The organism is Nannocystis pusilla, from assembly GCF_026626665.1.
Taxonomy (GTDB): Bacteria; Myxococcota_A; Polyangia; order Nannocystales; family Nannocystaceae; genus Nannocystis; species Nannocystis pusilla.
On record NZ_JAPNKE010000002.1, the window covers coordinates 331,057 to 357,687 of the forward strand.

Here is a 26,631-nt window from a genome sequence, read left to right on the forward strand (position 1 = left end):
TCCGCGTCCTCGACGAGAGGCCCGGCGAAGGAATCGGCGGACCGCTGCTGGTTCGCATGGGGCCGCCGGGGACAGGCCGTGCGCCCGGCACCGGTGTACTGCAGGACCCGCGGCGACTGCATGGACCAGGTCGAGGCGCTGTTGCGCGAGCACCCCGGCGGGGCGCTGATCGGCTTCGACTTCCCGATCGGCTACCCGCGCGCCGAGGATGACCGGCCAGTGCTCCCCGAGGGCCGTGCGCTGGTCGAGACGATCGCGGCGCAGATCGTCGACCGGCCGGATGGGACCGGCAACCGTTTCGCCGTCGCCGCGGCGCTCAATCGGGAGATCCGCCAGCGCACCCGCCGTGCGCAGGGCCCGTTCTGGGGTGTACCGGCCGCGCAGGCCACCGCCGACGTGACCGTCAAAAAGCCGCGCGAGACCGGGGTCGCCGAGTACCGCCCGGTCGAGCGAATGCTGCGTGCCCGCAAGCGCAACATTCAATCCGCGTGGAAGCTCCTCGGCGCCGGCTCGGTCGGCTCGCAGGCGTTGCTCGGTCTGCCGGCCGTCGCCCGCGTGCTCCGCCTCGCCGGCCGGCGCGGCCGCCTGTGGCCATTCGAATCGGTCGACCGCGAGGATGCCCTGGTGGTCGCGGAGATCTGGCCGACGCTCGGCGATTTTCGCAGCAGTCGCTACGCCGGCGTGGCGATCAAGGACGCGCGGCAGGTGCTGGCGATGCGCGACGCCGTGCTGGACGAGCCCGAACGCGTGCGCGCCGAGCTGCTCGCGCCGCCCGCCGAGCCGACCGGCTGGATCCTCGGCGTGCCGCGGTGACGCGAGAGACGGGCGATGCCGACGCACCATTGTTCGCGGAGAGACGCTCCCTCGGCGGCGAGTGCCGCATCCGGGCCACTGCTGCCGAGCCCGGTCTCGATCCGCCCACTCCCGGCCTCGACACGATCTGCCTCCTGAGCTTCCGAATGGTCGACGGCCGCGCGGCGGCGGCACGTCTCTACCGCGAACCGGCGAACGGGGCCCGAGGCTCTGAACGCCGAATAGGCGAACGACGCACGGGGACGGACTCGTCGCGTGAGCCGGAGCGATGCCGGCGGCGCGCGGCCGTGTTACGTTCGCGCGTGTCGATCGACTTCACGCTCCTCTGCACGCAGTCCCCCGAGCGTTTCCTGCGCAAGCGAACCGAGTGGCTCAAGTGGAGCGCCCGCGGCCGATCAGGCAGCTTCGGCGGCATGTCGCTGGAGTGGGCCGAGCTCGAGGACACCGATCCGCTGCCCGAACCCGAATGGGCGGAGCGGGTCGTCGCGGTGATCCGCGCCAACGGCCGGCTGAGCGACGACACGTACGACGACTTCGACAGCTGGACGAGGGCGCTCGCCGACGCGACGCACGGCGCGGTGTATAGCCACCCGTCCGGCCGTTTCACGCACATCTGGGCCGACGCCGACCCGAAGCGCACGGCCTCACGCGCGCGCAAGCTGCTCGACGCCGGCGACTTCGCCGGGCTCGCCGCGTGGATCCGCGAGCTCGTGGCGGCGCAGCGGCGGGCGGTCAACGCCGCGGGGTCGCAGCTGCACCGGATCGGCGAGGTTGCGATTCCGGTGCTTGGGCGGCGAGTCGCCGCCGGGGACGCCGCCTCGGCGCCGGCGATCGTCGCCCTCCACGACGTCCTGGGCGGCCGACCCGACCCCGGGCCGTTCGACGCGCTGGTGCTCGCCGCCGCGGCGCTGCCGGGGCTCGCGGGCGACAGGCCGATCCAGACGAAGGCGGCCGCGCTGGAGGAGCGGCGGCTGCGGGCCGAGGCCGCGGCAGCGCCGTTGCCCGCCGATCTCCCCGCGCTCCAGCGGCTCCTCGATGACGCGCTCGGCGGAGATCCAGCCGCCCTCGCGCGGCTCGATCGCTTCACCGGGTACGAGCTCGACGATTCGGATATTCGGCAGAAGCTGGTGATCGCGCTGGCGAAGTCCGGCCGCGAGCTGCCCATCTCGCTGAGCTGCCGCCTCATCGAGCACATCTATCACGTGCCCGAGCTGCAGAGCCCTGCGAAGCGCAAGGCGTTCGCCGCCCGCGGTTCGCTGGCGCGTCAGATCGCCGAGCGTCTCGCCGAACGGGAGCGTCGCACGGAAGACGATCGCCGCGCGCGGACCCGGCAGATCGCCGAGCGCACGGTCGAGTACGACGCGCTCTACGGCCGCGATCGCAAGCGTCCGCGCCTGCCGGACGACCTCGTCGCGCTGATCCGCCGCGGCCAGCTGGACGCGGCGCTCGCCGCCTACCGCGAGCGCTTCCCGGCGCTCGCCGCTCAGGCCGCACAGGCGATCGAAGACGCTCGCGCCTACTTCGCGCCCGACGCGGCGCCGCTGGAGTGACCCGGTTTGCGCTGCACCGAGGCTGACGGGATAAGATGTCCCAAGGGCCAGGACCGAGGGAGAGGTCGGCCTGACCCGAGCTCGGCTTTGGATACGTCGGGGAGACGCGACGGATGAGCTGTCGGGCCCGGCCGAGCGAGTGTGAAGAAATCGCCTGGCGCTCGGTGTCGAGGATCCTGTGAGCGCGCGGGAGCTTCCCGTCGTGCTCGTCGCGCTTGCCGGATCGCTCGGTCCGGCCGCTCACTTCGGGCAGGGCGGATCCGCCGGACACGAGTCGTTCTGCGGCTGGGGAAAGGTCTGTAGGCAGCGCGCGACATCGACGAAGGTGTTGGTCGCGGTGAAGTCGAGCGGATCGCCGACCCAGCCGCGCACCACACCGTCGCGGGCGCTGTGCTCGATGCGGCAGTCCGTGAGGAACGCCGAAGCCGGTGGCTGGCCATAGAACACCACCGCGCCGTTGTTGGAGAAGGTGTCGCCCGACAGCGCGCAGTCGTAGCTGGAGATCCCCGAGTCGCCGCCGGCGTAGGCGATGGTGGTGAGCGCGGTGCCGTTCTGGGTGTAGCTCTGGCCGGCGCCGCAGTAGTCGGCGGTGATCATCTCGAGCGTCGCCTGCCGCTGCGCGACTGAGGCCGGGTTGCCCTGGCCGTCGAATTCGGATCGCGGCCCGACTTCGTCTCCGGATGTGAGTCAGTGAACACCACGGCCCCGAACATATGTAGCGCTGAGACGTGCATCATGGTCGGCTGGCAGCACCGGTGTCAGAACCTCCCGGCCCCCAATACAGGCAAGCGCACCTCCTCGTCGGCCCGCTCGACCGCGCAGCGGCTCGGCCGGGGTAGTCGCGCGCCGCGACGAAGCGGGTGCTCGCCAGCCGCTGCAGGAACTCGGCGCGCGGCGAGCCGCGCTCGCCGGGTGGTCGCGGAGCAGCGCGACCACCCGCTCGCCCGAGGGCACCCGCACCTTGTACCACCAATTGTCCGGCGCGGCCTCGACGGACAGGCGGGCGCCGCGGCGCCCGTGGTAGGCTCGGCGCCGTGACTGGCGAAGCGCGGAGCGAGGGCGAGTGGTCCGGCGACGTGGACCTCGCGATGCACGCGAGGACGCTCGAGGGCCTCAAGGTCGGGGTGTGCGTGTGGCGACTCGAGCGTGCGGACGACCCTGCGAGTCTGCGCCTGGTGATCGCGAACGCGGCGGCGTGTCGGTTCCTCGGCGTCGCCCGCGAGGCGGTGCTCGGGCGGCCGATCGTCGAGGGCTTCCCGGGCTGCCTGGCGACCCCGCTGCCGTCCGTCTTCACCGAGATAGCGACTCGCGGCGGCGAGCGCCACCTCGGCGACGTGCCGTACAACGACGACATCGTCGCCCACGGCGTGTTCTCGATCGTCGCCGGCGCGCTCGCCCCGGGCCTCGTGCTCGTCGAGTTCACCAACGTCAGCGAGCAGCACCGCCTGCAGACGCTGCACGAGACCAACGCCGAGCTCGTGCACGCGCTCGAGGCCCAGACCGAGGCCGCGAGCCGCGAGGCCGAGCGCAGCCGGGCGCTGGTCGCCGAGCTCGACGCCAAGCTGGCGCTGATCGCCGAGCAGAGCGCCCAACTGCACGCGCGGGCCGCCCCGATCCTCGACGTCTGGCCCGGCGTGCTCGCGGTCCCGATCATCGGCGAGTTCCACAGCGAGCGCGCCGCGGCGCTCGCCAGCGACCTCCTGCACGCGGTCACCACCCGGCGCGCGCGCGCGGTGATCCTCGACGTGACGGCGGTAGCGACGCTCGACCCGGCGAGCGTCGAGCCGCTGCAGCGCCTGGTCGCCGCGCTGCGGCTCGTCGGCGCCGACGGCATCATCACCGGGATCCGTCCCCAGCTCGCGCAGGCGCTCGTCGCCCACGCATACGGGGTCGCGGTCCGCACGTTCCGCAGCCTCAGCGAGGGCCTGCGCGCCTGCATCGCCGCGCAGCCGGGCGACGGCGCGTCCTCGCCGCCATGAAGTCGCTCCGGCTCGGCCCGTCGGTGCCGACGTGCCGACCGTGCCCGCCGTGCGATGTCCCGAACCTCCTCGTCACCATGGCTCGACCGGAACGCAGGCGTCGATCGCTGGGCCGACGATGAAACCTTCGTCCGCGCAACGCAGGGTCGAGCGGTGCAAGCCGCCGGCGCTGTCGTCGTGGGTCCAATCGCGTCTTCTCGCATGAGCGCGAGGGAGGCGAAGATGGCACCTCGCCGAGCAGGTCGCTGGGTAGCCACTGCGCTTCACGCCGCAGGTCTACCACCTGCCCAAAGCGCCTGGCAGGCTCTAGACTGCGGCCGTGACCGCCGCGTCCCTGTCGTCTCCGCGCTCCGAGCTGGCGCAGTTTCTCCGGACCCGCCGGGCGCGGCTGCGGCCATCCGACGTGGGGCTGCCCGAGGGCGGCCGGCGGCGCACGCCGGGGCTGCGGCGCGAGGAGGTCGCGCAGCTCGCCGACGTGGGGGTGAGCTGGTACACGTGGCTCGAGCAGGGGCGCGACATCCATGTGTCCGAGCCGTTCCTCGAGCGGCTGGCGCAGGCGCTGCGGCTGACCCCGAGCGAGCGAGCGCACCTGTTTGCGCTCGCCCAGGGGCGGCCGGCGGCGAGTCCGCTGATCGCCCCGGCCGGCGTGAGCGAGGCGCTGCAGCGGGTGCTCGACATGCACCCGTTCCCGGCGGTCGTGGCCACGATGCGCTGGGATTACCTCGCCTGGAACGCGGCCGCGGTGAGGCTTCACGGCGATTTCTCGAAGCTCACGCCCTTGCTCCGCAACGGGCTCTGGAGCCTGTTCACCGACCCGGCCAAGCGCCGCATGATGCCCGCCTGGGAGCAGCACGCGCGGGCCAGCGTGCAGCGCTTTCGCCTCGACGCGGCGCGCTCGGCCGACCGCTCGGCCTTCGACAAGCTGGCGGCCGCGCTGTCGCGGGTGAGCCCCGATTCGCCCGCTGGTGGGGCGACCACGACGTGGTCGAGGTGGGCGAGGGATCGAAGGAGCTGATCCATCCGGACGTGGGGCTCGTGCGCTTCGAGTACGTGACGCTCACGCAGGCGGAGCCCGACGGACGCGTGCTTCGTGTCACGTTCTACTCACCGCAGGCCGGCGAGAGCGAGGAGCGCACGAGGCGACTCTTCGGGCCGATCCCAGCGGGGTGAGACCTCGAGGTCGCCGTCGTCGAGGACGGCCCGGAGAGAGTTATCGTCCGAACTGAGCCTGGAGCCGCTCGGGCACGCGCGCGCCCTGAATGCGAATTTTGCCGAGGCCTCCTCGATGCGCTGCAAGTCGCCCTGCGTCAGCTCGACGTCGAGCGCGCCCAGGTTCTCTTCCAGCCGGTGCAACTTCGTCGTGCCAGGGATCGGAACGAACCAGGGCTTCTGGGCCAGCACCCAGGCAAGCGCGATCTGAGCCGGCGTGGCTCGCTTGTCGTCGGCGATCTGCTGGAGCAGGCTGACGAGCGCGTGGTTCGCCTCCATCGCGTCCTGGGAGAAGCGCGGCAGTAGCCGGCGGAGGTCGTCGTCGGCCAACGGCGTGCTGGCGGCCATCGTGCCGGTCAGAAAGCCTTTTCCAAGGGGGCTGTAGGGCACCAGCCCGATGCCCAGCTCTTCCAGAGTCGGAATGATCTCGGCCTCATGCTCTCGCATCCAGAGCGAGTATTCGCTCTGCAACGCCGTCACGGGATGCACGGCGTGCGCGCGGCGGATCGTCGCCGCGCCGGCCTCCGACAGGCCAAAGTGCTTGACCTTCCCCTCGGCGATCAGGTCCTTCACGGTGCCGGCCACGTCCTCGATGGGCACCTCCGGGTCGACACGATGCTGGTAGAGCAGGTCAATTCTGTCGGTCCGCAGACGCTTCAGAGATGCGTCCGTCACTCGACGTATCTGTTCGGGTCGGCTGTCGACCCCCGACAGCGGGCTCGGCCCGTTCTCGCCGTGCTTGATGCCGAACTTGGTGGCGAGCACGACCTGGTCGCGCACTGGCGCGAGCGCCGAACCGACCAACTCCTCGTTGAGAAAAGGTCCGTAGACTTCTGCGGTGTCGAAGAAGGTTACGCCGCGGTCAACCGCCGCGCGCAGCAGCTTCGTCATTTCCGCGACGTCCTTGGGCGGACCGTAGAAGAAGCTCATGCCCATACAGCCGAGGCCGAGCGCCGATACTTCCAGTCCCTGTCCGAGCTCGCGCTTTTGAATCATGGATCCTCACTTGTTTATTGACCGCTGCCTCCGACGAGCCCGCATGGTCGCGCACGGCGTGAACGACACGCGGGCATGCGGGCTCGCCAGACGGCAACCGTGGCCGTCAGCGAGCGTTCTTCGGCGCTCGGCCTTGGTTGCGCAGGAACTCGATCATCCAGCCCGGGTATTCGGCGGGCAGTGCGCTCACCCTGTCGAGCTCGGCGAGCTCGGCGGGGTCGAGCACGAAGTCGCTCGCCTTCAAGTTGTCCCTGAGCTGCTCCTCGTTCTTCGCCCCGATAATGATCGCAGAGACGTGGGGCTTTGCGAGCAGCCACGCAAGCGCGACGCATGCGACGCTCGCGCCCCTGGCGTCGCCGATCTTCCGCATCGCGTCGATGCAGTCGAAGGCGCGGTCCTTGTTGACGGGCGGGAAGTCGAAGCTGGCTCGGCGCGAGCCGTCGGGGCCTTTGCCGTCACGACCATACTTTCCGGACAGCAGGCCGCCGGAGAGCGGGCTCCATACCATGAGCCCCATCTGCGCGTCGTTCAGGAGAGGCACGAGTTCGCGTTCGAGATCGCGGGTGGCGATCGTGTAGTGGGCTTGCAACGACTCGAAGCGAGCCCAACCATGGCGCGCCGCGATGCCGTTGGCCGTGGCGAGCTGCCATGCTGCGAGATTCGAGCAGCCGACGTAACGCACCTTGCCAGAGCGGACGACGTCGTCGAGGGCGCGCAGCGTCTCGTCGAAGGGGGTCACCGGGTCGAAGCCGTGAATCTGGTAGAGATCGACCCAGTCGGTCCCGAGGCGCTTCAGGCTGCCCTCGATGGCGCTCATGATGTGCGCGCGGGAGAGGCCCTGCTGGTTCGGACCAGCGCCGACCTTGCCGCGCACCTTCGTGGCGAGCACGACGTCTTTGCGGCGCGCGCCGAGGGCCTTGCCGAGGATCTTCTCGGACTCGCCCTCGGAGTAGACGTCAGCGGTGTCGAAGAAGTTGATGCCGCTCTCGAGCGAGATGGACACGAGTTCGTCGGCCTCGGCCTCGGCCGTCCTCCCAATGGGCTCGTAGAAGCCCTTCCCGCCGAATGTCATCGCTCCGAAACAGAGCTCCGAGACGTAAAGGCCAGTGCGGCCGAACAGTCGATAACGCATTGGAAAATCCTCTCTATGCAAGCCACCGGACGCTCCGGTCGGCCTGCTCACGGCGCTCACGATACCAGCGGCGTGAAGGGGCGCCAGAGGGAGATTTTATCCTGGGACTGCCACCACCAGACTACGAAGGCCAGCACGCGCAGCCCCGCGAGCGTCTCCGGCAGCCTCTCGAGGTCCCTCGCCAGCCGTCGGGACAGGCCCGTCCACGCGAGGCTCCGCTCAACCACCCAGCGACGCGGCGAACACGTAGCCGCGCTCGGCCTCGGGGCAGCTTCACGACCCCTCGCCGGATGCCACGCTCCTGCGCGCGCCTTCCGTGTCACGCGGGCGAGGTGCCGTCGAGGTGCGCGATCGTCTGGCGGTATCTCTCGCGCAGCCCGGCGACCGGCTCGTCGCTGGCCGCGATCAGCGGAACAGCAGGATCTGTCCGGGAGGTGGAGGGCGCGGCGGTGCACGTGCCGTGAGGGGTTCACGCCGCGGCGCAGGCGCGCCGCTGGTAAGATGTCCTTCGAGACATGTCACGATCGGGGCCCCGGCAGCCTCAGCGGCGGCGCGGCTCACCTGTCGACAGGTGAGCCGCGTCGCCGGTCCGGCGGGCGCCGCGGGTCGAAGGCGGAGCGCAGCGACGAGGTCGCCGGTGGTATAGCGCTCGCGCGGGGCGAGGATCTGGTCCAGGCTCCGGCGCCGCCCAGCCCCATGGGGCGCCCCAGGGGCCCCGCGTCGGCCCCGCGCCATCGGCTCGCAGAATTCCACGACAAACTCGCGGCACATCGGTTGCTGATGCGTGCGCCGTCGAGAACGCCGCAAGGACGGCAAGACGGAGAGAAAACGATGATCATCAGCAACGTCATTCCGAAGCGGGAGAATCGGCAACGCAGCGCGATCTGCGTGGCGCTCACGATCGCGGGCGCAGGAGCGCTCCTCGGCTGCAGCACCGCCGGGGAGGACTACAATCTGCCTCCGCCTCCGCAGGTCCAACGGACCCCCCTCCACTGCCTCCTGAATACGAGGACCTCGTCATCGACGGACGGTTCGTGGAATGCTATCCGGCTGGCGGAACCGGAGCCGGCGGAACCGGAGCTGCGACCGGCGCCGGCCCGACCCTGACGCCGATGGTCACCTGCGTGCCCGCCGAGTCTGTCGGGGCGGGTCCGCCTTGTTCCAATACGGGCTCCATAGGGAATACCTCCAGGCGATCTGCGCGCGGACATTCGGCGGAGACCCGCAGGACTACGAGATGAACGATCCCCCATTCGCGTTCGCCGAGGTCGATGACTACCCGACGTCCGAGTTCGACGACATGAATTCGTGCAGCGTCGCGCAGCCGTTCGAGAACTACGAGGAAGTACCTGCCGCCACGAACATGGTTCCCCTGGACACGGGGCACTATGACCAATGCTCGCGGGAGAGCTACTGCACGACGTTGGCGGAATTGATCGACGTGTACCCGAGCCTCGGCCTCGAACCGGACCCCTGGTGCAACCTCGGCCCGAGCGGCGACCCCCAGGCCGACCGCCCGTGGAGCTGCGTCGGCTCGACCTCGTCGGCCTGCGGGTTCGTCTATGAGGATTGGGGCTACAGCGAGGAAGAGACGGATCGTTGCCCCTATACGAAGCCCGGCGGGCGCAATACTGCGTGATCGCGGCGACCGAGGCCGCCGCGTCCGATAAATGCACGAAGGTGTGCCTCGATGCGCACGACATCTACCTCGAAGACTACGGCAACAACTATCGGCCCGAGGGGTATCTCGACTGCGGCGTCTTCGACGGGAACACCATGGAGTGGGTCAGCGACGTGGAGGAAGAGTGCTATAATTCGTACTACGAGCTGCACAGCGAGGACGTCGAGAAGATCGTCGAACCCTTCCACTTCAGCGGCGACCTCTTGCTCGACAGCGGCGCCCACGCGTCGGTCGGGAGCGACAACCTCGGCTTCATCGACTACAGCGTCGAGAACTGCGTCGGGCAGGCCTGCGATATCACGATCAACAACTTCGGTCTGCACTACGCGGAGTACACGGGCACCTTCTACGACGCGGCGGACGATCCGTACCCCTTCAGCGTGGACGGGATCTGGATCTCGCTCGCAGAGCCGGTCCGCGGCACGATTACTCCCTCCGTCTCCTCGTCCCCCGTCGTGTCCTTCCCCTTCGGGGTCTTCTGGGTCCGGCTCTCCACCGGCGCCGTCGCGCTCGATGGCACGCCGATCAGCAGCTTCGGCTCGGTGTCGTTGCCGATCGATCAGGTGGCCGGAACCTATAGCGGAGGCGTCCTCACGCTCTACATCGGCTACGAGACGGTGGACGCCACCATGAGTCTGACGCTCACTACGTTCTAAGTCACCCACCGGCTAGTACAGCCGGCCCGAAGTTCTCCAAGGGTTCATGCGAGCTGCTCCGTCCTGGATCCACCTGGATCCATCGTCAGGACGATCCAGGCGACGGAATAGGCGAGGCGCGAAAACGATCTCGTCGATGTGCCAGGCCCGCGAGCGCAGCGGCTTCGTGTGGCGCCTTCGGTCCGTGAGGAGCTGAAGGCGCTGGCAACGGACCATGGCCGCTCTCCTCGAGGCGCGCGAGGAAGTCGGCGAGGTGCCGGCGCACCAGCACCGAGGCATCGCAGTCGTGGGTCTGCCGTGGGACGTAGACGCCCGGCCTCGCGCACGCGGCATAGCGCCCGTCTCTGCACGGACCTGGAGCGTCTCCAGTATCTCTCCACGAGACAGGTCGAAGCCCGTGAGTCTTGGGGACTCACGGGCTCTCAGGCTCTAGCAGAATTTCTGTGCCAGGACGCGGACTTGGGGCGAAAGGCGAGCGCGATCAGGTGGTTGGCAAAATCCGTGTCCTACTGCTCGAAGCAGAACAGCCGGCGGAGGCCGTTGCACGCGGCGGGCGTGCCGTTGTCGCTCCACGTCGAGGTGCTCGTGCTGGAGCGGCCGTACTCGCCGCTGACGAGGGAGCTGTTCGACGTCCAGTTATTGCAGGTGGCGGTGGTGGCGACGCCGAAGGGGTCGGTGCCGGTCCACACGTCCGAGTTGCCCACTGAGACCCCGGTCTCGGTCTGGCTGAGGAGGTTGTCGAGCGACCCGTCGATCAGGTCGGCGAAGTCGTTGGCGATGAGCGAGCCGTCGCGCCGCGCGTAACCGGCGGCGTTGGGCACGAAGCGCGTCAGCGGGGCGCTGGTGTCGGTGCTGAGCCACACGTCCCAGGTGCCGCCCAGGCCGGCCGCGGTGGCTCGCGCCTGGCACTTCGCCGCGGCGCCCTCGAGCCCGCCGAGGTTGCCGTCGTAGGTGGTGCTGGTGACGAACGCGCGGGTGGCGGCCTGGCACTCGTGGCAGCCGTCGCCCGCGACGGCGTTGGCGTCGTCGCACTCCTCGTGCCCGAGCCACTTGTAGCCGTCGCCGCAGGTCGGCACGGCGGTGGTTCAGGCAGTCGTCGGTCTGTACGAGGTTGGCGTCGTCGCAGCCCTCGCCGGGCTGGGTGAAGCCGTCGCCGCAGGTCGGCAGGGTGCACGCGAGGGTGCAGGTGCCGCTGTTGTCGTTGCCCGCGCCCTCGTCGCACGCCTCGCCGGGGTGGAGGAAGCCGTCGCCGCAGGTCGGCAGCTTACAGACGTTGGTGCAGCCGTCCTCGTTGACGAGGTTGGCGTCGTCGCACGGCTCGCCGGGGGCGACGAAGCCGTCGCCGCAGATGGCGCCGGTGCAGTCGGGCTTGCAGGGCTGGTCCTCGCCGTTGTCCGCGCCGCCGTCGCAGTGCTCGACGCCGAGCCACAGGTGGCCGTCGCCGCACACGGCCTGCTTGCAATCCAGGGTGCACGCGCCGCTGTCGCTGTTGAGATTGCTGGTGTCGCACTCCTCGCCGAAGCTCGGCTGGGTGAAGCCGTCGCCGCACGCCGGCAAGCGGCACAGGTCGGTGCAGCCGTCGTCCTGATCGTGGTCCATGCCGTCGTCGCACTGCTCGCCCGGATCGACGACGCCGTTGCCGCAGGCCTCGATCGCGCACAGGGAGCTGCAACCGTCGCCGTTGACGAGGTTGCCGTCGTCGCAGCCCTCGTCCGGGCCGCGGTCGCCGTTGCCGCAGACGTTGAGCTTGCAATTGCTGAGGCAGGCCTTCTGCGGGCCGTTGTTGGCGCCGTTGTCACACTGCTCGGTGCCGCTGCCCTGATTGTAGAGGAGGCCGTCGCCGCAATAGGCGTTCTTGCAGGAGAGGGTACAGGAGCCGCCGTTGCTGTTCGCGGCGCCCTTGTCGCAGCCCTCGCCCGGCTGGTGGTAGCCGTCGCCGCAGGCCTTGGCGGTGCAGGCGTTGGTGCAGTTGTCGAGGTTCGAGGTGTTGCCGTCGTCGCACGCCTCGGTGGCCTGGACGATGGCGTCGCCGCAGGTCGGGACGGTGCATGCGTTGCTGCAGGCGTCGTTGTTGACCGCGTTGGCGTCGTCGCAGCTCTCGCCGGGGCCGACGTGGCCGTCGCCGCACACGCCGATCGAGCAATCGAGCTTGCAGGCGGCGCTGTCGGCGTTGCTCGGGCCGTTGTCGCACTGTTCGCCGGGGCCGTGGTCGCCGTCGCCGCAGACGTTGAGGAGGCAATTGCCGCGACAGGCCGCGTTCGCGCCGTTGGCCGGGCCGTCGTCGCACGCCTCGCCGGCGCCGGGCTGGAGGACGGCGTCGCCGCACACGGCCGCGACGCAGGTGTTGCTGCAGGCGTCGTCGTCGACGCCGTTGCCGTCGTCGCAGGCCTCGAGCGCCTGGACGACGCCGTCGCCGCAGGTGGCGAGGGTGCAGGCGTTGGTGCAGGCGTCGCCGTCGACGCCGTTGCCGTCGTCGCACGGCTCGCCCGGGCCGACCAGGCCGTCCCCGCACACCGCGAGCAGGCACACCGAGGTGCAGGCCTTGTCGTCGCCGTTGCCGGGGCCGAGGTCGCACTCCTCGCCCTGGCCGACCTCGAAGTCGCCGCAGACGTTGAGCAGGCAATTGGTGCGACACACCTTGCCGGGGCCGTTGGCCACGCCGTGATCGCACTCCTCGCCGTAGCCGAGCTGGCCGTCGCCGCACACGCTCACGTTACCGCCGCCGCCGCCGCCGCCCGTGAGGTTCGGAGGCTCGACGTCGAGGTTGACGCCGACGTCGGCGTCGCAGCCGGAAGCCACGAGCAGCAGCGCGCCGGTGAGCAGGCCCGCGCGAATGCCGATGGTACGAAAGAGATGGTGGGTCATGTCGATTCTCCTGTGATTCGGATCGCGCAGGGTCATTGTTCGAAGCAGTACAGGCGGCGCTGTTGGTCGCACGAGATCGTGGCGGCGTTGTAGGTCCAGCCGACGCCGACGACGTCGGTCCGGCCCTCCATCGCGGTGTAGGTGGCGGTGCCCGAGGTCCAGCTGTTGCAACGCTGGGAGGTCGCCGTCCCGGTTTGAAAGGTGCTGGTCCACACGCCCTGGGCGCCGACGATGCCGCCGAACTCGTTGATGAGGATGGGCGCGTCGAGGGTGCCGTCGATCAGGTCGGCCCAGTCGTCGACCACGAACACGCCGTCGAGGCGCCGATAGCCGCCCGCCGATTGCACGAAGCGCGTGAGCGGGGTGCTGCTGCCGGTGCTGATCCACGCGTCCCAAATGCCGCCGAGGCCGGCCGCGTCGGCGCGGGCCTGACACTTGGCCTTGGCGCCGGCCGAACCACCGAGGTTGCCGTTGTAGGTGATGCCGGTGACGAACACCCGCTTCGGGACGGTGCAGTCGTTCTTGCAAGCGTCGGCGTTGCTGGCGTTGGTGTCGTCGCACTGCTCGACGCCGGCCCACACCACGCCGTCGCCGCAGGCGGCCGGCTGGCAGTCGTTGCGGCAGGCGTCCGTGTCGTCGCCGTCGCCGTCGTCGCAGGCCTCGCCGGCCTGGACGAAGCCGTCGCCGCAGCTGGCCTGCAGGCAGCTGAGGGTGCAGGCGCCGAGGTCGTCGTTGGCCGGGCCGTCGTCGCACTGCTCGCCGGCCTGGACGACGCCGTCGCCGCAGGTCATGGCCTTGCACGCGCTGGTGCACTCGTCGTCGTCGTCCTCGTCGGCGTCGTCGCAGGCCTCGCCGGGGCCGACGACGCCGTCGCCGCAGACCGCCCCGGTGCAGTCGAGCTTGCAGGGCTTGTCGTTGCCGTTGCCCGCGCCCTCGTCGCATTGCTCGACGCCGAGGTTCAGGAGGCCGTCGCCGCACACCGCGAGCTTGCAGCTCAGCGTACACGCGCCGTTGTTGCTGTTGCCCGCGCCGGCGTCGCACTGCTCGCCCCAGTACGGCTGGTAGAAGCCGTCGCCGCAGGCCGGGATGGTGCACAGGTCGGTGCAGGCGTCGTTCTGATTGCCGGTGGCCCCGTCGTCGCACTGCTCGCCCGGATCGACGATCAAGTTGCCGCACTGCTCGAGCTTGCACGCCGCGGTGCAGCCGTCGCCGCCGACGAGGTTGCCGTCGTCGCAGGCCTCGCCGGGGCCGAGGTCGCCGTCGCCGCAGACGTTGTGCTTGCAATCGGCGAGGCAGGCCTTGCCGGGGCCGTTGGCCGGGCCCTTGTCGCATTGCTCGCCGCCCTGAGCGTGAAGCAGGCCGTCGCCGCAGGTCGCGAGCGCGCAGGCGAGGGTGCAGTCGCCGCCGTTGCTGTTCTCAAGGCCGTCGTCGCAGGCCTCGCCGGGTTGCAGGTGGCCGTCGCCGCAGGCCGCGGCGGTGCAGGCGGTGGTGCACAGGTCGGTGTCGCTGGCGTTGCCGTCGTCGCAGGCCTCGGTGGCCTGGACCAGGCCGTCGCCGCAGGTGGCGGCCACGCAGGTGTTGCTGCAGGCGTCGAGGTCGACCGGATTGCCGTCGTCGCAGCCCTCCATCGGACCGACGTGGCCGTCGCCGCACACGCTCAGGGTGCAGTCGAGCTTGCAGGCGGCGCCGTTCGCGTTGCTCGGGCCGTTGTCGCAGGCCTCGCCGGGGCCGATGTCGCCGTCGCCGCAGACGTTGGTCGTGCAATTGCTGCGACACGCGGCGCTCGGGCCATTGGTCGGGCCGTCGTCGCATTGCTCGCCGGTGGCGGGCTGGTGGAGGCCGTCGCCGCAGACCGCGGGGACGCAGGCGGAGGTGCACAGATCGGTGTCGATCGGATTGCCGTCGTCGCATTGCTCGCCCGGGCCGACGAAGCCGTCGCCGCAGGCCGCCGGCTGACATTGATCGGTGCAGGGGGCGCCCGGGCCGTTGTCGTCGCCGTCGTCGCATTGCTCGCCCGGGCCGAGGTCGCCGTCGCCGCAGACGTTGGTCTGGCAGTCGGCGAGGCAGGCCTTTCCGGGGCCGTTGAGCGGGCCGTCGTCGCATTGCTCGCCGGGGTCGATGTGGTCGTCGCCGCAGGCGCTGCCGGCGGTGCCGCCCGACGAGACGTTGATGTCGACGGCGACGTCGAAGGCGCCGTCGCAGCCGGGGGCCGCGAGCTGCAAGCCGGCCGCGAGGAGGCCCGCGCGCAGGGAGTGGGTGGGACGGATCTTCATGGTCATGGTGATGAAATCTCCGGAGATGTCGATGGCGCGGGTCATTGCTCGAAGCAGTACAGCCGCTGATAACTCGCGCAGTTCGCGGTGAGGGCGAGCGAGCGCGCGGTCCAATTGAAGTCGGTGACGTCGTTGCGGCCCTCGTAGCCCTTGAGGCCCGTCGAGGTGCTCGACCAACTGTTGCAGTTGTCGGTCAGGGCGGTGCCGGTGGCCGAGGTGCCGGTCCACACGCTGGCCTGCGGCACGAGGGCGCCGAATTCGTCGATGTTGATCGGGGCGTCGAGGCTGCCGTCGGTCAGGTCGGCCCAGCTCTGGGCGATCTCCGGGCCGTCGAGGCGAGCGTAGTGCGTCGTCGACTTGACGAAGCGCAGCGCCGGGCTGCTGCCGGGGGAGCTGACCCAGGCGTCCCAGGTGCCGCCCAGATTGGCCGCGGTGGCCCGCGCCTGGCACTTGCTCTTGGCGCCCAGGGTGTTGCCGAGGCCGCCGGTGAAGGTGATGCTGGTGATGAACACGCGCTTGGGCCGCGTGCAGTCGGCGTTGCACAGGTCGCCGTCGAGGTTGTTGCCGTCGTCGCAGGCCTCGACGCCGGTGCGCACGAAGCCGTCGCCGCAGGTGGCCGGGACGCAACCGCCGAGGCAGGCGTCGCTGTTGCTGGCGTTGCCGTCGTCGCAGGGCTCGACGCCCGCGTGTACGAAGCCGTCGCCGCAGACGGCGAGGGTGCAGGCGAGGGTGCACTCGCCGCCGTTGTCGTTGAGCGGGCCGAGGTCGCACGGCTCGGAGGCTTGCTTGATGCCGTCGCCGCAGGTCGGCAGCTTGCAGGCGTTGGTGCAGGTGTCGGCGTCGATCGCGTCGGCGTCGTCGCAGGCCTCGCCGGGGCCGACGTAGCCGTCGCCGCAGTAGCCGAGGGTGCAGTCGAGCTTGCAGGCGTGGGTGTCGGCGTTGCCGGCCCCGTCGTCGCACTGCTCGACCGCGAGCTGGACCAGGCCGTCGCCGCAGGTGGCGAGCTTGCATTGGCTGGTGCACGCGCCGCCGTCGCTGTTGCCGGGGCCCTCGTCGCACTGCTCGCCCTCGCTGACCTGGACGAGGCCGTCGCCGCAGCTCGGCAGCATGCACGCGTCGGTGCAGCCGTCGTCGGGATCGCCGTCCTGGCCGTCGTCGCACTGCTCGCCGATGTCGACGAGCTCGTTGCCGCAGGCCTCGTGGAAGCACGTCGGGCCGCAGCCGTCGCCGCCGGCGAGGTTGCCGTCGTCGCAGGCCTCGCCGGGGCCGAGGTCGCCGTCGCCGCAGACGTTGAGGACGCAGCCGGCGAGGCAGGCGTGACCGGGGCCGTTGGCGAGGCCCTCGTCGCACGGTTCGTCGCCGCTGCCCTGATCGTGGACGAGGCCGTCGCCGCAGGTCGCGACCGCGCAGGCGAGGGTGCAGTCGCCGCCGTCGCTGTTGTCCGGGCCGTCGTCGCAGGCCTCGCCGGCCTGGACGAAGCCGTCGCCGCAGGCCGCGAGGGTGCAGGCGGCGGTGCAGGCGTCGGTGTCGTCGGTGTTGCCGTCGTCGCACGCCTCGCTGGCCTGGACGACGCCGTCGCCGCAGAGCGGGGCGATGCACGCGTTGGTGCAGGCGTCGTCGTCGATGTCGTTGCCGTCGTCGCAGCCCTCCATCGGACCGACGAAGCCGTCGCCGCAGGCGGCCAGGCTGCAATCGAGCTTGCAGGCGGCGTTGTCGGCGTTGCTCGGGCCGTTGTCGCAGGCCTCGCCGGGGCCGATGTCGCCGTCGCCGCAGACGGCCAGGACGCAGCCGGGCCGACAGGCCGCGCCCGGGCCGTTGGCGGCCCCGTCGTCGCACTCCTCGCCGGGTTGGATGAAACCGTCGCCGCAGCTGGCGGGGAGGCAGGCAGCCGTGCACAGATCGGTGTCGACCGCGTTGCCGTCGTCGCAGGCCTCGCCGACCTGGACGACGCCGTCGCCGCAGCTGGCGAGCGCGCAGGCGTTGCTGCAGGCGTCGTCGTCGACGGCGTTGCCGTCGTCGCAGGCCTCGCCGGGGTCGACGTGGCCGTCGCCGCAGATCGGGCCGACCACGCAGCTGTTGCTGCATTCGTCGTCGTCGACGGCGTCGCCGTCGTCGCAGGCCTCGCCGGGGCCGACGTGGCCGTCGCCGCAGACGCCCAGGGTGCAATCGAGCTTGCAAGCGGCGTCGTCGCCGTTGGCGGCGCCGTCGTCACACTCCTCGCCAGGCCCGATCTCGCCGTCCCCGCAGGGGAGCTCGGGCGAGGGACTGGTGATATTGATCGAGACTTCCACGGCACCGTCACAGCCGGTGGCCAAGAGATGCAGCGCCGTCGCAAGCGCGCAGGTATACGCGCGACGAGCCGCGAGGTTCTTCGTGTTCGCCATCTGTTTGTTACTCCGATCGACTGGTTGGATACGAGCGACCCACGCCGCGACCGCCAGGCGCAGGCGCGAACGTGAGGCCGACATGAACGCGTCGGACCCGAGAATGAGTCCAGGCCCGTGGCGATTTGATCGGCCACCGCCGGCGCACACCTGAACTTCGAGCCATGTACGTCCGCGCCGCAGACCCGCGCAGCCCGGCGGTCACAGTCGCGCGGAACGGGCGAGGACGAGCGCGGGCGCCGGCTCGATGGCGCCAGCCCGGCGGCGGACTCCTTTAATGGGCAGGAAGTCGGGCGATCGGAGTCGCGGGAGTCGGTACTTGGCGTTCGCCTTTCGCAGCGGACTTGGAGGTGAGACCGCGAATCACGTGAGGCGAATGCAGGCTTGAATTACGTCGCGGACCCTCTGCATGGACCCGAAAATGGTGAGTCGCTGGGATCACCGAAAGATTCGTGATGGCCGACGTGTGACGAATCGCCGGCCCGAGAGTCGACGATTGCGAGGAGGTCCTTCGGGGGCTCGCGCCTGGGCCTGCCCTCGCTGGAGCTGTGCGAGGCTCACGTCGTGATCGTGCAGACCTGTCACGTGTCAGGCCGGCCGCTACGGAGGCGGCGGGCGAACGGGGAGCTCTCGTCGAGGACGAGGGCTCGTGAGAATGCGTAGCCGACGACGCTCCAGCCCCATACGCTGCTGTAGAAGAAGCCGACGCCGACCGCGAGGAGGCCGAGCGGAGTGAGTGCCATGGCGGCGAGGGCGATGGCCCAGGCGCGGAGGTACGAGGAGCCGCCGTCCAGCGCTCGCCGCAACGCCTTGTCCGGTCGGTACAAATAGGAGAGATCGTTGAATGCTGCGTTGTAGGTCATCCCGCCGGGCAACGCATAGATCGCGAGCAGGAAGCATGCGAGCGCGAGCGGGCCTGTCACCCAGATCAGGGCCGAGGACGCAAGGCCGTGAAGGGCCGCGGTCGCGCCCGCGAGGAGGATGGCCGGCGTGAGATAGACGGTGATCGCCGCGAAGGCGCGGAACCCTCGACGCAAGGTGTGACCCCAGGGCGCGAAGCCGCGGAAGTAAGGCGGCTCGTCGTGATAGACCCGGTAGACGACATCCAGACGGTGGCCGAGATTGAGGATCCAGCCCAGCAGGGGCAGGAGAAGCAGCGTACCTCCCAGCAGCACGTCACGCCGCCCCTCGGGGGTGCTGATGGGGAAAGCGAAGCACTCGCGGAGACTCGGAGCGGGGCGACGCATGCGAAGGACCTTCAAGTCTTCCGCGGGGTGGGGGCGGCGCGGCCGACGAGGCCCAGCCCTCGGAGTGCAGCGCCCCGTCGAACCACCGCGTACGAGGCGATGCGCTCGACGAGAACGAGGTCGCTCCGGGTGACGTGCAGCAGCATCCGGGGCAGATGACCACGGCCCGACCTGCGGAACAAGTGCCGTCGTCGCTCGCGCTCCCGGCCGCTGCGCGGCCCGTTTGACCGCCCGGCTCAGCGCCAGCGGCAGTACATGTTCCTCGCTCTTCTAAGAAATGATCCGCGTGGCGTGACCGGCGTGGTGGGATGACGAGGGGGTAACATCCTGACGCCAGGCCCGCCGTCACCCGGAGCTCCTCGGCCCCGCGCCTTCGCCACGGAGAGATGTCCCGACGCCGGCGCTCGCACGGGCCGCGTCCCAGTGAGGCAAGTCCGGCGGGTCGCAGGGCCCCGGCGTACGGCGCGGGCCGCGGCCGCGGGGCGGTGCGCTTGTATGCACAATTCACGGGCTCGCGGTTGATTCCGCCCCGCTCTCGGGGCTATGCCAGAGATCCCGTGAGCACCACAACCCCCTCCATGGCGTCCTCGGTACCCTCGAAGTCCCGCTCGGGCTCGGTCTCCTCCGGCTGTCGACGGAAGGCAGGCCGAGCGAGGCGGACGCGATCGACGTCGTCCGCTTCGCGCTCGATCAGGGCATCCGTCTGCTCGACACCGCCGACTCGTACGCGCTCAGCGACAAGGACCTGCACTACGGCGAGGAGCTCGTGCGCAAGGCGCTGAGCGGCTGGAGCGGGCCGCGAGAGCAGGTCCGCGTGGTCACCAAGGCGGGGCTGGCCCGGCCGAAGGGCAAGTGGGTGCCGAACGGTCGCCGCGAGCACCTGCGCAAGATGGTCGAGGGCAGCCTCAAGGCGCTGGGGGTCGAGCGGATCTTCATGCTCCTGCTGCACGCGGGCGACCCCAAGACGCCGCTCGAGGAGAGCCTGACGGCGCTGGCCGAGCTGCAGAAAGAGGGGAAGATCGAGCACCTCGGGCTGTCGAACACGTCGATCGCGGAGGTGCGCCAGGCCGAGCGCCACTTCAAGGTGCAGGCGATCCAGAACGAGCTCAGCGTGATCGACCGGAACAGCGGGGTCGACGGATTGGTGGCACTGGCGCGGCAAATGAACATACCGTTCCTGGCCCACCGGCCGCTCGGCGGGCACGCGAAGACGGCCAACCTGCTGAAGAACCGGGCGGTCAAGCCGATCGCGACCCGCCACAAGATCACGCCGCACGAGGCGGCGCTGGCGGCCCTGCTCGACCTCGGGCCGCCGGTGGTGCCGCTGTTCGGGGCGACCAAGCGGGCCAGCGTCGAGTCGAGCCTGCGCGCGCTGAAGGTCCCGTTCGACGCCAAGGACCGCGCCGATCTCGCGACCAAGATCTCGTTCGCGGCCACGCCCGAGGCGCTGGCCGCCACCGCGCCGCCGGTGGTGCCTGCCGGGCTGCGCGTGCTGGTGACCGGCGAGGGCCCCGGCGAGGAGCCCGAGGTGGTGATCATGATGGGGGTGCAGGGCGCCGGCAAATCGTCGGAGGTGGCCCGCTACCTCGATCGCGGCTACGCGCGGCTCAACCGCGACCTGCTCGGCGGCGACCTCGACGGGCTGGTGCCGAAGCTGGGCGAGCTGCTGGCGGCGGGGCAGCGGCGGGTGGTGCTCGACAACACCTACGCGACGCGGGTGTCGCGGTTCCCGGTGATCCGGATGGCGCACGCGCACGGGGTGCCGGTGCGCTGCCGCTTCCTGGCGACGCCGATCGACGAGGCCTACACCAACGTGGTGCTGCGAATCCTCGAGCGCTACGGCAAGCTGCTCGGGCCCGACGAATTGAAGGAGCTGGCGAAGGACGACCCCAACCTGCCGCCGCCGGCGGCGATGGCGAAGTGGGCGGCGAGCTTCGAGGCGCCGCACGTCGACGAGGGCTTCGGGGTGGTCGAGGAGGTGCCGTTCGTGCGCCGCGTCGATCCGCAATTCACCGGCAAGGGGCTGCTGCTCGACGTCGACGGCACGCTGCGCAAGACGAAGAGCGGCGAGATCTTCCCGCGCGACCCCGAGGACGTCGAGCTGCTGCCGGGCCGCCGCGAGGTGCTGCGCCGCTTCGTCGACGAGGGCTACAAGCTGTTCTTCGTGTCGAACCAGAGTGGGGTGGCGTCCGGGACGGTCAGCCAGGACGCGGTCGAGGCCGCGTTCGCGCGGACGATCGCGCTGCTCGACCTGCCGGTGGCGGAGGTGATGTATTGCCCGCACCCGGCGTTCCCGGCCGGCTGCTTCTGCCGCAAGCCGCTGCCCGGGCTCGGCGTGTCGCTGATCCAGCGCCACGGCCTGGCGCGCGAGGGGGTCGTGATGGTCGGCGACATGGACAGCGACCGCGACTTCGCGCGCTCGCTCGGGGTCAAGTACGTCGACGCGCACGAGTTCTTCGCGGGCTCGTGAGCGGCCGGTCGGGGTAGGTCGACCTCACTGCGAGAGCGTGTCCTCGTCGTGAGGTCGAGGCGGTCGTTCGCTACTGCCGACGGTGAGGACGTTGCTCGCGACGAGGTCGATGCGGACGATCGTTCGCGGCGCCGCGGAAGGTCGACGCGGGCGCGTCTTGGGCCTGCGGGCTCGTGCGAGGCTCGGCGCACGCGAACGGTCTGCGGGGTCGAGCGGTCGATCGTCCTGGTTCGGCGAGAAACGTGTTCTCGTGCGCGGTCGATCGCTGACGCTTGCGCGGCCGGGGCGGGCGATCGACGATGGTGCCGAGCGTGACTGGCGACGCGGACGAACTGGTAGCGTTGCGCGAGCAGTGGCGAGGCCTCTGCCAGCGACCGGAGCGCGACGAGCTGGCGGCGGCGATCGCCGGGTGGTTTCGCCGCGACGTCGCGGCCGCGCGCGCGGCGTGGCTGGCGGACGAGTCGATGGCGGCCGCGGCGGTGGGGCGCATGCTGCGGGGCGTGCTGGTGATCCAGTGGATGCGCGAGCGGAGGCCGCATCGACCCGGGCCGTACGCGGTCGAGCTGCGGCGCCGGCTCGCGGGTGATGCGGTCGAGGCCGACGACGCGGCGTACGCGGACGAGGAGGCGGGGTCGATCGATCCGGGCGATCCGTTCTTCGCCTGGCGGCTGTCCGAGCTGGCCGAGGCGTCGGCGCCGGAAGGACGGGCGGCGGTCGTCGATCGGGCCATCGAGGCGTTCGCCGCGATCGCCCTGGCGCCGATCGATCCGGGCAACGACCCCGGGCCGTTCGCACGCCTCGCGCCGTGGATGGACGAGGCGCAGCTGCGCCGCGCGATCGCGGTGAGCGAGCGAATGGCCACCGCCGATTGGCGGCACCAGCTGAGCCACGCGCGCGCCTGTCTGTTCGTGCGGCTCGCCGCGCTCGGCCGCGTCGACGAGGCCGAGCGGCTGTTGCCGGCGATCGCCGACGCGGTGGTCCGGGCCGACGCGCACGGGCAGATCTTCGGGCATCGCGTGGCGCTCGGCGAGGCGTGGTCGCTGCCCGCGGGCGACACGTGGTCCGATGATTCGCTGTTCCTGCGCTTCATCGTCGGCCTGACGCAGGTGCTGGAGCCGCCGGGGCACCTGCCGTCGGAGGCGCTGCTGCGCGGCTGCCTCGACCGCGCGTGCAGGGTGGGCGAGGTCGAGCTGCGCAGCGCGGCGCTGCAGGTGCTGGTGGACAGCTGGCACGCGACGGGGCCGGTGGCGCTGTGGGCCTCGCGGGTGCGCGAGCGGACGAGCGGGCGCGAGCAGATCGAGATGTTGCTGCTGCTGGCGGCGCAGCGGGCGATGGAGCCCGAGGCGCGGTCGATCGCGCGGCTGGCCGTCGAGCAGGCGATGACGCCGGTGGGGCTGCGCGAGGGGCTATGGTTCGACGAGCTGTGGGCGGCGCGCGAAGTGGTCGCGCCGGCCGAGGCGGCGGGCGTGTTCGCGGCGGCGATGTGGCGAGCGGCCACCGATCCGCGCGCGTGGTCGTTGCCGCGGTTGCATCACTCGTACGACCTGGCGGAGTTTCTCCGCTGGATCGGCGGCGACGGGGCGGTCGTGGCGAGCGTGCGGGCGCTCGACGAGGCGGCGGCGCTGCTGGCCTGAGCTGCGTGAGGGCGGGGCGACGTCGCGTTCGGCGGTCGCGCTCGCCCGCGCAGGCCCGGGGTCGCTTTGCCATGACATCGATGTCGCGGTGAGGCCGTGGGGCTCGCGTCGACACCGGCGATTGCTGGGGGGATGCGCGGGTGGTATCGTAGGTGGCATGAACTCGCTTGATTTGCGTGCTGCTGTGTTGGCGGTGCTCCAGGCCGTCACGCTCGCGTGCTCCGTGAAGGTCGCGGGCGACGGCTCCGACGGCGACGGGGTGACGAGCGAGCAGGGGTGCAACTCGGAGTGGGAGTACAACCTGCGCGCGTCGTCGTTGATGACCGCGGAGGCGGTCGACCTGGTCGCGGTGGCGGGGACTTCGGCGAAGTTCTCGGTGGCGCTCACGGCCGAAGGGCGGCTGCTGGCGCCGCTCGGCAGCGCGGTGTTCGAGCCGGTCGAGCAGCCGGCGAGCGGGACGCTGCGGGCGGTGGCGATGGGCGCGACCGAGTGCCCGGAGCTGCAGCCGTGCGCCGATCCGGTGGCATTGGCGGTCGGGGACGGCGGGGCGGCGCTGCGCAGCGTCGACGGCGGCAAGACGTGGACCGCGATCGACCTCGGGACCACGGCGGACCTGCGGGCGGCGATGCTGGCGACGGTGCGGCTGCCCGGGGAGGTGCGGCAATTCATGGGGGTGATCGTCGGCGACGGGGTGCTCTTGCGCTCGGACGACGCGGGGGCGACGTGGGTGCCGGTGGCGCTGGCGCCCGAGCTGTCGGGGTCGTTCCGCGCGGTCGAGGCCGGGTGGACGCGGATCGTGGCGGTGGGTGACGGCGGGCTGGCGATCGCCAGCACCGACGCGGGGGCGACGTGGACGAAGCTCGACAGCGGGACGACGGCCGATCTGCGGCGGCTGGTGCTCGAGCAGGATCGGGTGTTCGCGGCCACGGAGGCGGGCGAGGTGGTGGTCGAGGGGGAGGACCTGGCCTTCAAGACAGTCGTGCCGTCGGCGCCGGCGATCGACGTCGGGCTGGTCGATACCATCGGCAGGGTGGCGCTGTTCGCCGACGACCGGGTGGGGCCGTGGCCGGAGGACTCGCCGCTGGCGCCGTCGGTCGCGCTGCCGTCGACGCCGCGGGCGCTGTCGCGGGGCGGCCACGAGCTGCTGGTCGGCGACGACGGGCTGATCGCGGAGGTGTTCGTCGAGGAGCAGGGGGCTGCTTCGAGGACGGGGTCGGCCGGCCGTTCATCGTCGAGGGGACGGCGCGGGCGGCCGCGCTGACCGGGCGCGAGGACTGGTGCGAGGCGGTGGCGGCGACGACGACGGGGCTCGACGAAGGCAGGCGCGAGCGCCTGGCTGCCGCGTGGGGCCGTGATGCGGCGCTCGAGCACGCGTCGGTGGCCGCGTTCGCGCGCTGGATCGTGGAGCTGCTGGCGTGCGGGGCCCCGCCGGCGCTGGTGTCGGCGGCGCAGGCGGCGATCGCCGACGAGATCGAGCACGCGCGGCTGTGCTTCGGGCTGGCGTCGACCTACGCGGGGCGGCCGCTCGGGCCGGACGCGCTGCCGGTGACGCCGGCGATGGCTGTCTCTTCGGACATGTCGCAGCTGGCGGTGTCGACGCTGATCGAGGGCTGCGTCGGCGAGACGATCGCGGCGGTCGAGGCCGGCTACGCGGTGGCAGGTTGCGCCGATCCGGCGGTGGCGCGGGTGCTGCGGACGATCGCGGCCGACGAGCAGCGCCACGCGGCGCTTGCCTGGCGCGCGCTGGCGTGGGCGCTGGAGCGCGGCGGGGCGCCCGTGCGGGCGGCGGTGACGGCGGCAGTGGCGGGGCTGAGAGCGCCGCGGATCGACGCCGAGGCGGTCGCAGATCCGGCTCGCGGCCGGCTCGGCGCGGCAGAGCGCCGCGAGCTGGCGGCGACGACGTTGCGGGCGGTGATTCTTCCGTCGGCGCGGCGGCTGCTGGGGCGGCGCGAGGCGGACCGCGCATCGGCGGAGCCGCAGGCGCGCGTTTGAGGGGTGGCCTTCGGAGACGAGGATGCAGGGAGGGCACGCGTCCGTCCAGAGGATGGCTCGTCACGGGTGCCCTCGAGCCACGGGGTCGCTCGTGGGGCACGGTGCCCCTCGGAGTGATTCACCGGGGCGCGCCGCAGGACGGCTCGCCACGGTCTCGAGGGATTCGCTGGCGTTCGCAACGAGCGACTCGTGACGGTGCGGGTCGGCAGGCGCGCTCAGTCGAGGGCGAAGCCGCGGAGCCACCAGGTCGTGGTGATGTTTTGGTCCTCATGCTGGGTCCAGATGCTGCCGCCGGCGACGAGGAAGTCGGGGCCGAAGCCGACGCCGATCGGGTCTTCGTTCACGCCCTCCTCGGGGCTGGAGAACTTCGACGACCACAGCAGGGCGCCGTCGCCGGCGTGGAGGTTGACTGCGCCGACGCCGTCCTTGCCGATGTCGCTGCCGATGGCGGCGATCCGGTCGCCGGGGCCGGCGATCACCCGCTGGGTCCAGATGTTCGGGACGCCGCCGGTCGCGTTGGACCACTGTTCGCTCTGGTCGGGGTGGAGGCGCCGGACGATGAGCCCGACGTCCGCGCTCCCCCCGGCGAGCACGAGGTCGCCGTTGCCCAGGCCGTCGAGCGCGTTCCAGAGTCGCGAGTCGATCGGGTCGTCGAGCTCGAGTCCGAGCAGGGCGCCGGCGGTGTCGAACGTGGCGAGCATCGGCCGCACACCGTCGACGTCGTTCCAGGTCTTGCCGACGACGAAGATGCGCTCGCCGACGAGCGCGAGATCTTGGGCGTCGACGTCCTCGCCCTCGGGCGTCAGCGCCTCCCACACGATCGCGCCGGTGCCCTTTTCGAGGCGGCGCACGACGACTCGCTCCTGCGCGCCGGGCTCGTAGTTGGCGATGTAGAGCGCGTCGTCGCCGACGTCGATGCCCACCGGCGGGTTCGGGGTCGACTCGCCGTCGGGGCCCACGTGCCACAACGCGGTAGAATCGGGGGCAAACGCGAGGACGCCGGAGAACTTGGACAGCAGGTAGATCTGGCCGGCGGCGTCGACGACCAGCGGGCCGGAGCCTGCTGCGTCGATATGCCACTGCTCGCTGCCATCGGGGGCGAAGGCGGCGAGGAAGGACACGGGGTCGTGGCCGCTGACGTAGATCGTGCCGTCGGCGGCCATGGCGAAGCCGAAGATCTCGCCGTCGCGCTCGACGGTCCACACGACTTCGCCGCTGCGGGTGCAGGCGGCGTCGCAGCCGTCGTTGGGTTCGTCGTCGCCGTCGTCGCAGGCCTCGCCGGCGTTGACGACTCCGTCGCCGCACACGCCGGGGGCCGGCTCGTCGGTGGTGCCGTCGGTCGCGGTGGCGCCGTCGGTCGGGTCGCCGGTCGGGAGGTCCGGCGCGGTGGTCGAGCCTGGAGTGGTGGACGAGCTGGCCGTCGTCTCGTCCTGCGGGCTGTCGCCCACGACGATCGAGGGGATGCAGGCGGACAGGGCGAGCGCGGATACGCCGAGGAGCGCGGGGGGCGTGGTGTAAGGCAAGAGAAACACCTCCGACGCGGCTCGTGCCCGTCCGCGACGGCTTCCGTCACGAGGGGGAAATTTTACGGCTCGCCCTTCGGCGCGAGCGCGGCGCCTCGCGGCCGGGCGACGCACGGGTCTCGTGGTCGCGCAGCCGCGAGCGCGCGGTGAATCGACCCCGCAAGCGCGAGCGCAAGACCTCGCGGCCGCGCGACGCGTGGGGTCGCGCGGCCGCGAGCGGGGAGTCG

17 protein-coding genes and 4 pseudogenes are annotated in these 26,631 nt (G+C 71.2%); 10 read left to right on the forward strand and 11 right to left on the reverse strand.

Annotated features, from left to right (window positions below):
* The first annotated feature begins 78 nt into the window (after positions 1-78).
* Together OV079_RS01675 and OV079_RS01680 are read left to right on the forward strand one after the other, a co-directional pair.
* Positions 79-813, forward strand: coding sequence for a hypothetical protein (locus tag OV079_RS01675; protein ID WP_267765839.1), 735 nt, complete (start codon positions 79-81; stop codon positions 811-813).
* A gap of 302 nt (positions 814-1,115) precedes the next feature.
* The gene (locus tag OV079_RS01680; protein ID WP_267765840.1) at positions 1,116-2,363 is read left to right on the forward strand and encodes a hypothetical protein; all 1,248 of its coding nucleotides are present in this window, start codon (positions 1,116-1,118) and stop codon (positions 2,361-2,363) included.
* Between the two features lie 240 nt (positions 2,364-2,603).
* Here OV079_RS01680 and OV079_RS01685 read toward each other — a convergent pair.
* Positions 2,604-2,987 (reverse strand): annotated as a pseudogene (locus OV079_RS01685) (ADYC domain-containing protein); the annotation flags it as partial.
* A 410-nt stretch (positions 2,988-3,397) separates the two neighbouring features.
* On the opposite strand from OV079_RS01685, the gene OV079_RS01690 reads away from it, so the two are divergent.
* Complete coding sequence (locus OV079_RS01690) at positions 3,398-4,342, forward strand: STAS domain-containing protein (protein WP_267765841.1); 945 nt, start codon at positions 3,398-3,400, stop codon at positions 4,340-4,342.
* Between the two features lie 319 nt (positions 4,343-4,661).
* Positions 4,662-5,512 (forward strand): annotated as a pseudogene (locus tag OV079_RS01695) (helix-turn-helix transcriptional regulator).
* A gap of 40 nt (positions 5,513-5,552) precedes the next feature.
* Here the strand turns inward: OV079_RS01695 and OV079_RS01700 are convergent.
* The 3 genes and pseudogenes from OV079_RS01700 to OV079_RS57090 all read right to left on the reverse strand — a co-directional run bounded on the left by OV079_RS01700 (position 5,553) and on the right by OV079_RS57090 (position 8,152).
* Positions 5,553-6,544, reverse strand: a pseudogene (locus OV079_RS01700) (aldo/keto reductase).
* A gap of 109 nt (positions 6,545-6,653) precedes the next feature.
* Positions 6,654-7,679: an aldo/keto reductase gene (locus OV079_RS01705; protein WP_267765842.1), complete on the reverse strand. Its 1,026-nt coding sequence runs from the start codon at positions 7,677-7,679 to the stop codon at positions 6,654-6,656.
* Positions 7,680-7,735: 56 nt separating this feature from the next.
* A complete protein-coding gene (locus tag OV079_RS57090) occupies positions 7,736-8,152 on the reverse strand; it encodes a transposase (RefSeq protein ID WP_420829387.1) in 417 nt (138 codons plus the stop codon).
* A gap of 764 nt (positions 8,153-8,916) precedes the next feature.
* Here OV079_RS57090 and OV079_RS01715 point away from each other — a divergent pair.
* Both OV079_RS01715 and OV079_RS01720 read left to right on the forward strand, forming a co-directional pair.
* Positions 8,917-9,318, forward strand: coding sequence for a hypothetical protein (locus tag OV079_RS01715; RefSeq protein ID WP_267765843.1), 402 nt, complete (start codon positions 8,917-8,919; stop codon positions 9,316-9,318).
* Complete coding sequence (locus OV079_RS01720; RefSeq protein ID WP_267765844.1) at positions 9,279-10,016, forward strand: hypothetical protein; 738 nt, start codon at positions 9,279-9,281, stop codon at positions 10,014-10,016. Before OV079_RS01715 ends, OV079_RS01720 begins: the two co-directional genes overlap by 40 nt.
* 506 nt (positions 10,017-10,522) lie before the next feature.
* On the opposite strand, the gene OV079_RS01725 is transcribed toward OV079_RS01720, so the two are convergent.
* The 6 genes and pseudogenes from OV079_RS01725 to OV079_RS55490 form a co-directional block, all read right to left on the reverse strand.
* Positions 10,523-11,092: a DUF1554 domain-containing protein gene (locus OV079_RS01725; RefSeq protein ID WP_267765845.1), complete on the reverse strand. Its 570-nt coding sequence runs from the start codon at positions 11,090-11,092 to the stop codon at positions 10,523-10,525.
* 19 nt (positions 11,093-11,111) lie between these two features.
* Positions 11,112-12,917: pseudogene (locus tag OV079_RS01730) on the reverse strand (DUF4215 domain-containing protein); the annotation flags it as partial.
* The gene (locus OV079_RS01735; RefSeq protein WP_267765846.1) at positions 12,914-15,199 is read right to left on the reverse strand and encodes a DUF4215 domain-containing protein; all 2,286 of its coding nucleotides are present in this window, start codon (positions 15,197-15,199) and stop codon (positions 12,914-12,916) included. The gene OV079_RS01735 and the pseudogene OV079_RS01730, both read right to left, overlap by 4 nt.
* Positions 15,196-17,445 carry a DUF4215 domain-containing protein gene (locus tag OV079_RS01740; RefSeq protein WP_267765847.1) on the reverse strand — a complete coding sequence of 750 codons (2,250 nt, stop codon included), beginning with the start codon at positions 17,443-17,445 and terminating at the stop codon, positions 15,196-15,198. Before OV079_RS01740 ends, OV079_RS01735 begins: the two co-directional genes overlap by 4 nt.
* A gap of 674 nt (positions 17,446-18,119) precedes the next feature.
* Positions 18,120-18,713, reverse strand: a complete 594-nt coding sequence (locus tag OV079_RS01745; protein WP_267765848.1) for a DUF4013 domain-containing protein — start codon at positions 18,711-18,713, stop codon at positions 18,120-18,122.
* Between the two features lie 613 nt (positions 18,714-19,326).
* Complete coding sequence (locus OV079_RS55490; protein ID WP_267765849.1) at positions 19,327-19,536, reverse strand: hypothetical protein; 210 nt, start codon at positions 19,534-19,536, stop codon at positions 19,327-19,329.
* On the opposite strand from OV079_RS55490, the gene OV079_RS01755 reads away from it, so the two are divergent.
* The 4 genes from OV079_RS01755 to OV079_RS01770 all read left to right on the forward strand — a co-directional run bounded on the left by OV079_RS01755 (position 19,450) and on the right by OV079_RS01770 (position 24,881).
* Positions 19,450-21,255: an aldo/keto reductase gene (locus OV079_RS01755; protein ID WP_267778434.1), complete on the forward strand. Its 1,806-nt coding sequence runs from the start codon at positions 19,450-19,452 to the stop codon at positions 21,253-21,255. The genes OV079_RS55490 and OV079_RS01755 overlap by 87 nt on opposite strands.
* 311 nt (positions 21,256-21,566) lie before the next feature.
* Positions 21,567-22,889, forward strand: coding sequence for a hypothetical protein (locus OV079_RS01760; protein ID WP_267765851.1), 1,323 nt, complete (start codon positions 21,567-21,569; stop codon positions 22,887-22,889).
* A gap of 157 nt (positions 22,890-23,046) precedes the next feature.
* Positions 23,047-24,150 (forward strand): WD40/YVTN/BNR-like repeat-containing protein, encoded by a 1,104-nt coding sequence (locus tag OV079_RS01765; RefSeq protein WP_267765852.1) that lies wholly within the window; start codon positions 23,047-23,049, stop codon positions 24,148-24,150.
* A 26-nt stretch (positions 24,151-24,176) separates the two neighbouring features.
* Positions 24,177-24,881 (forward strand): ferritin-like domain-containing protein, encoded by a 705-nt coding sequence (locus OV079_RS01770; RefSeq protein ID WP_267765853.1) that lies wholly within the window; start codon positions 24,177-24,179, stop codon positions 24,879-24,881.
* 215 nt (positions 24,882-25,096) lie between these two features.
* Here OV079_RS01770 and OV079_RS01775 read toward each other — a convergent pair whose 3' ends face one another.
* Positions 25,097-26,413, reverse strand: coding sequence for a hypothetical protein (locus OV079_RS01775; protein ID WP_267765854.1), 1,317 nt, complete (start codon positions 26,411-26,413; stop codon positions 25,097-25,099).
* Between the last annotated feature and the right edge of the window lie 218 nt (positions 26,414-26,631).

What these genes read in the sequence shown, in the direction of transcription:
- OV079_RS01705 (WP_267765842.1), bottom strand. Translation starts at nt 7,679, where the DNA reads ATGCGTTATCGACTGTTCGGCCGCACTGGCCTTTACGTCTCGGAGCTC.
- OV079_RS01715 (WP_267765843.1), top strand. Translation starts at nt 8,917, where the DNA reads ATGAACGATCCCCCATTCGCGTTCGCCGAGGTCGATGACTACCCGACG.
- OV079_RS01735 (WP_267765846.1), bottom strand. Translation starts at nt 15,199, where the DNA reads ATGACCCGCGCCATCGACATCTCCGGAGATTTCATCACCATGACCATG.
- OV079_RS01765 (WP_267765852.1), top strand. Translation starts at nt 23,047, where the DNA reads ATGAACTCGCTTGATTTGCGTGCTGCTGTGTTGGCGGTGCTCCAGGCC.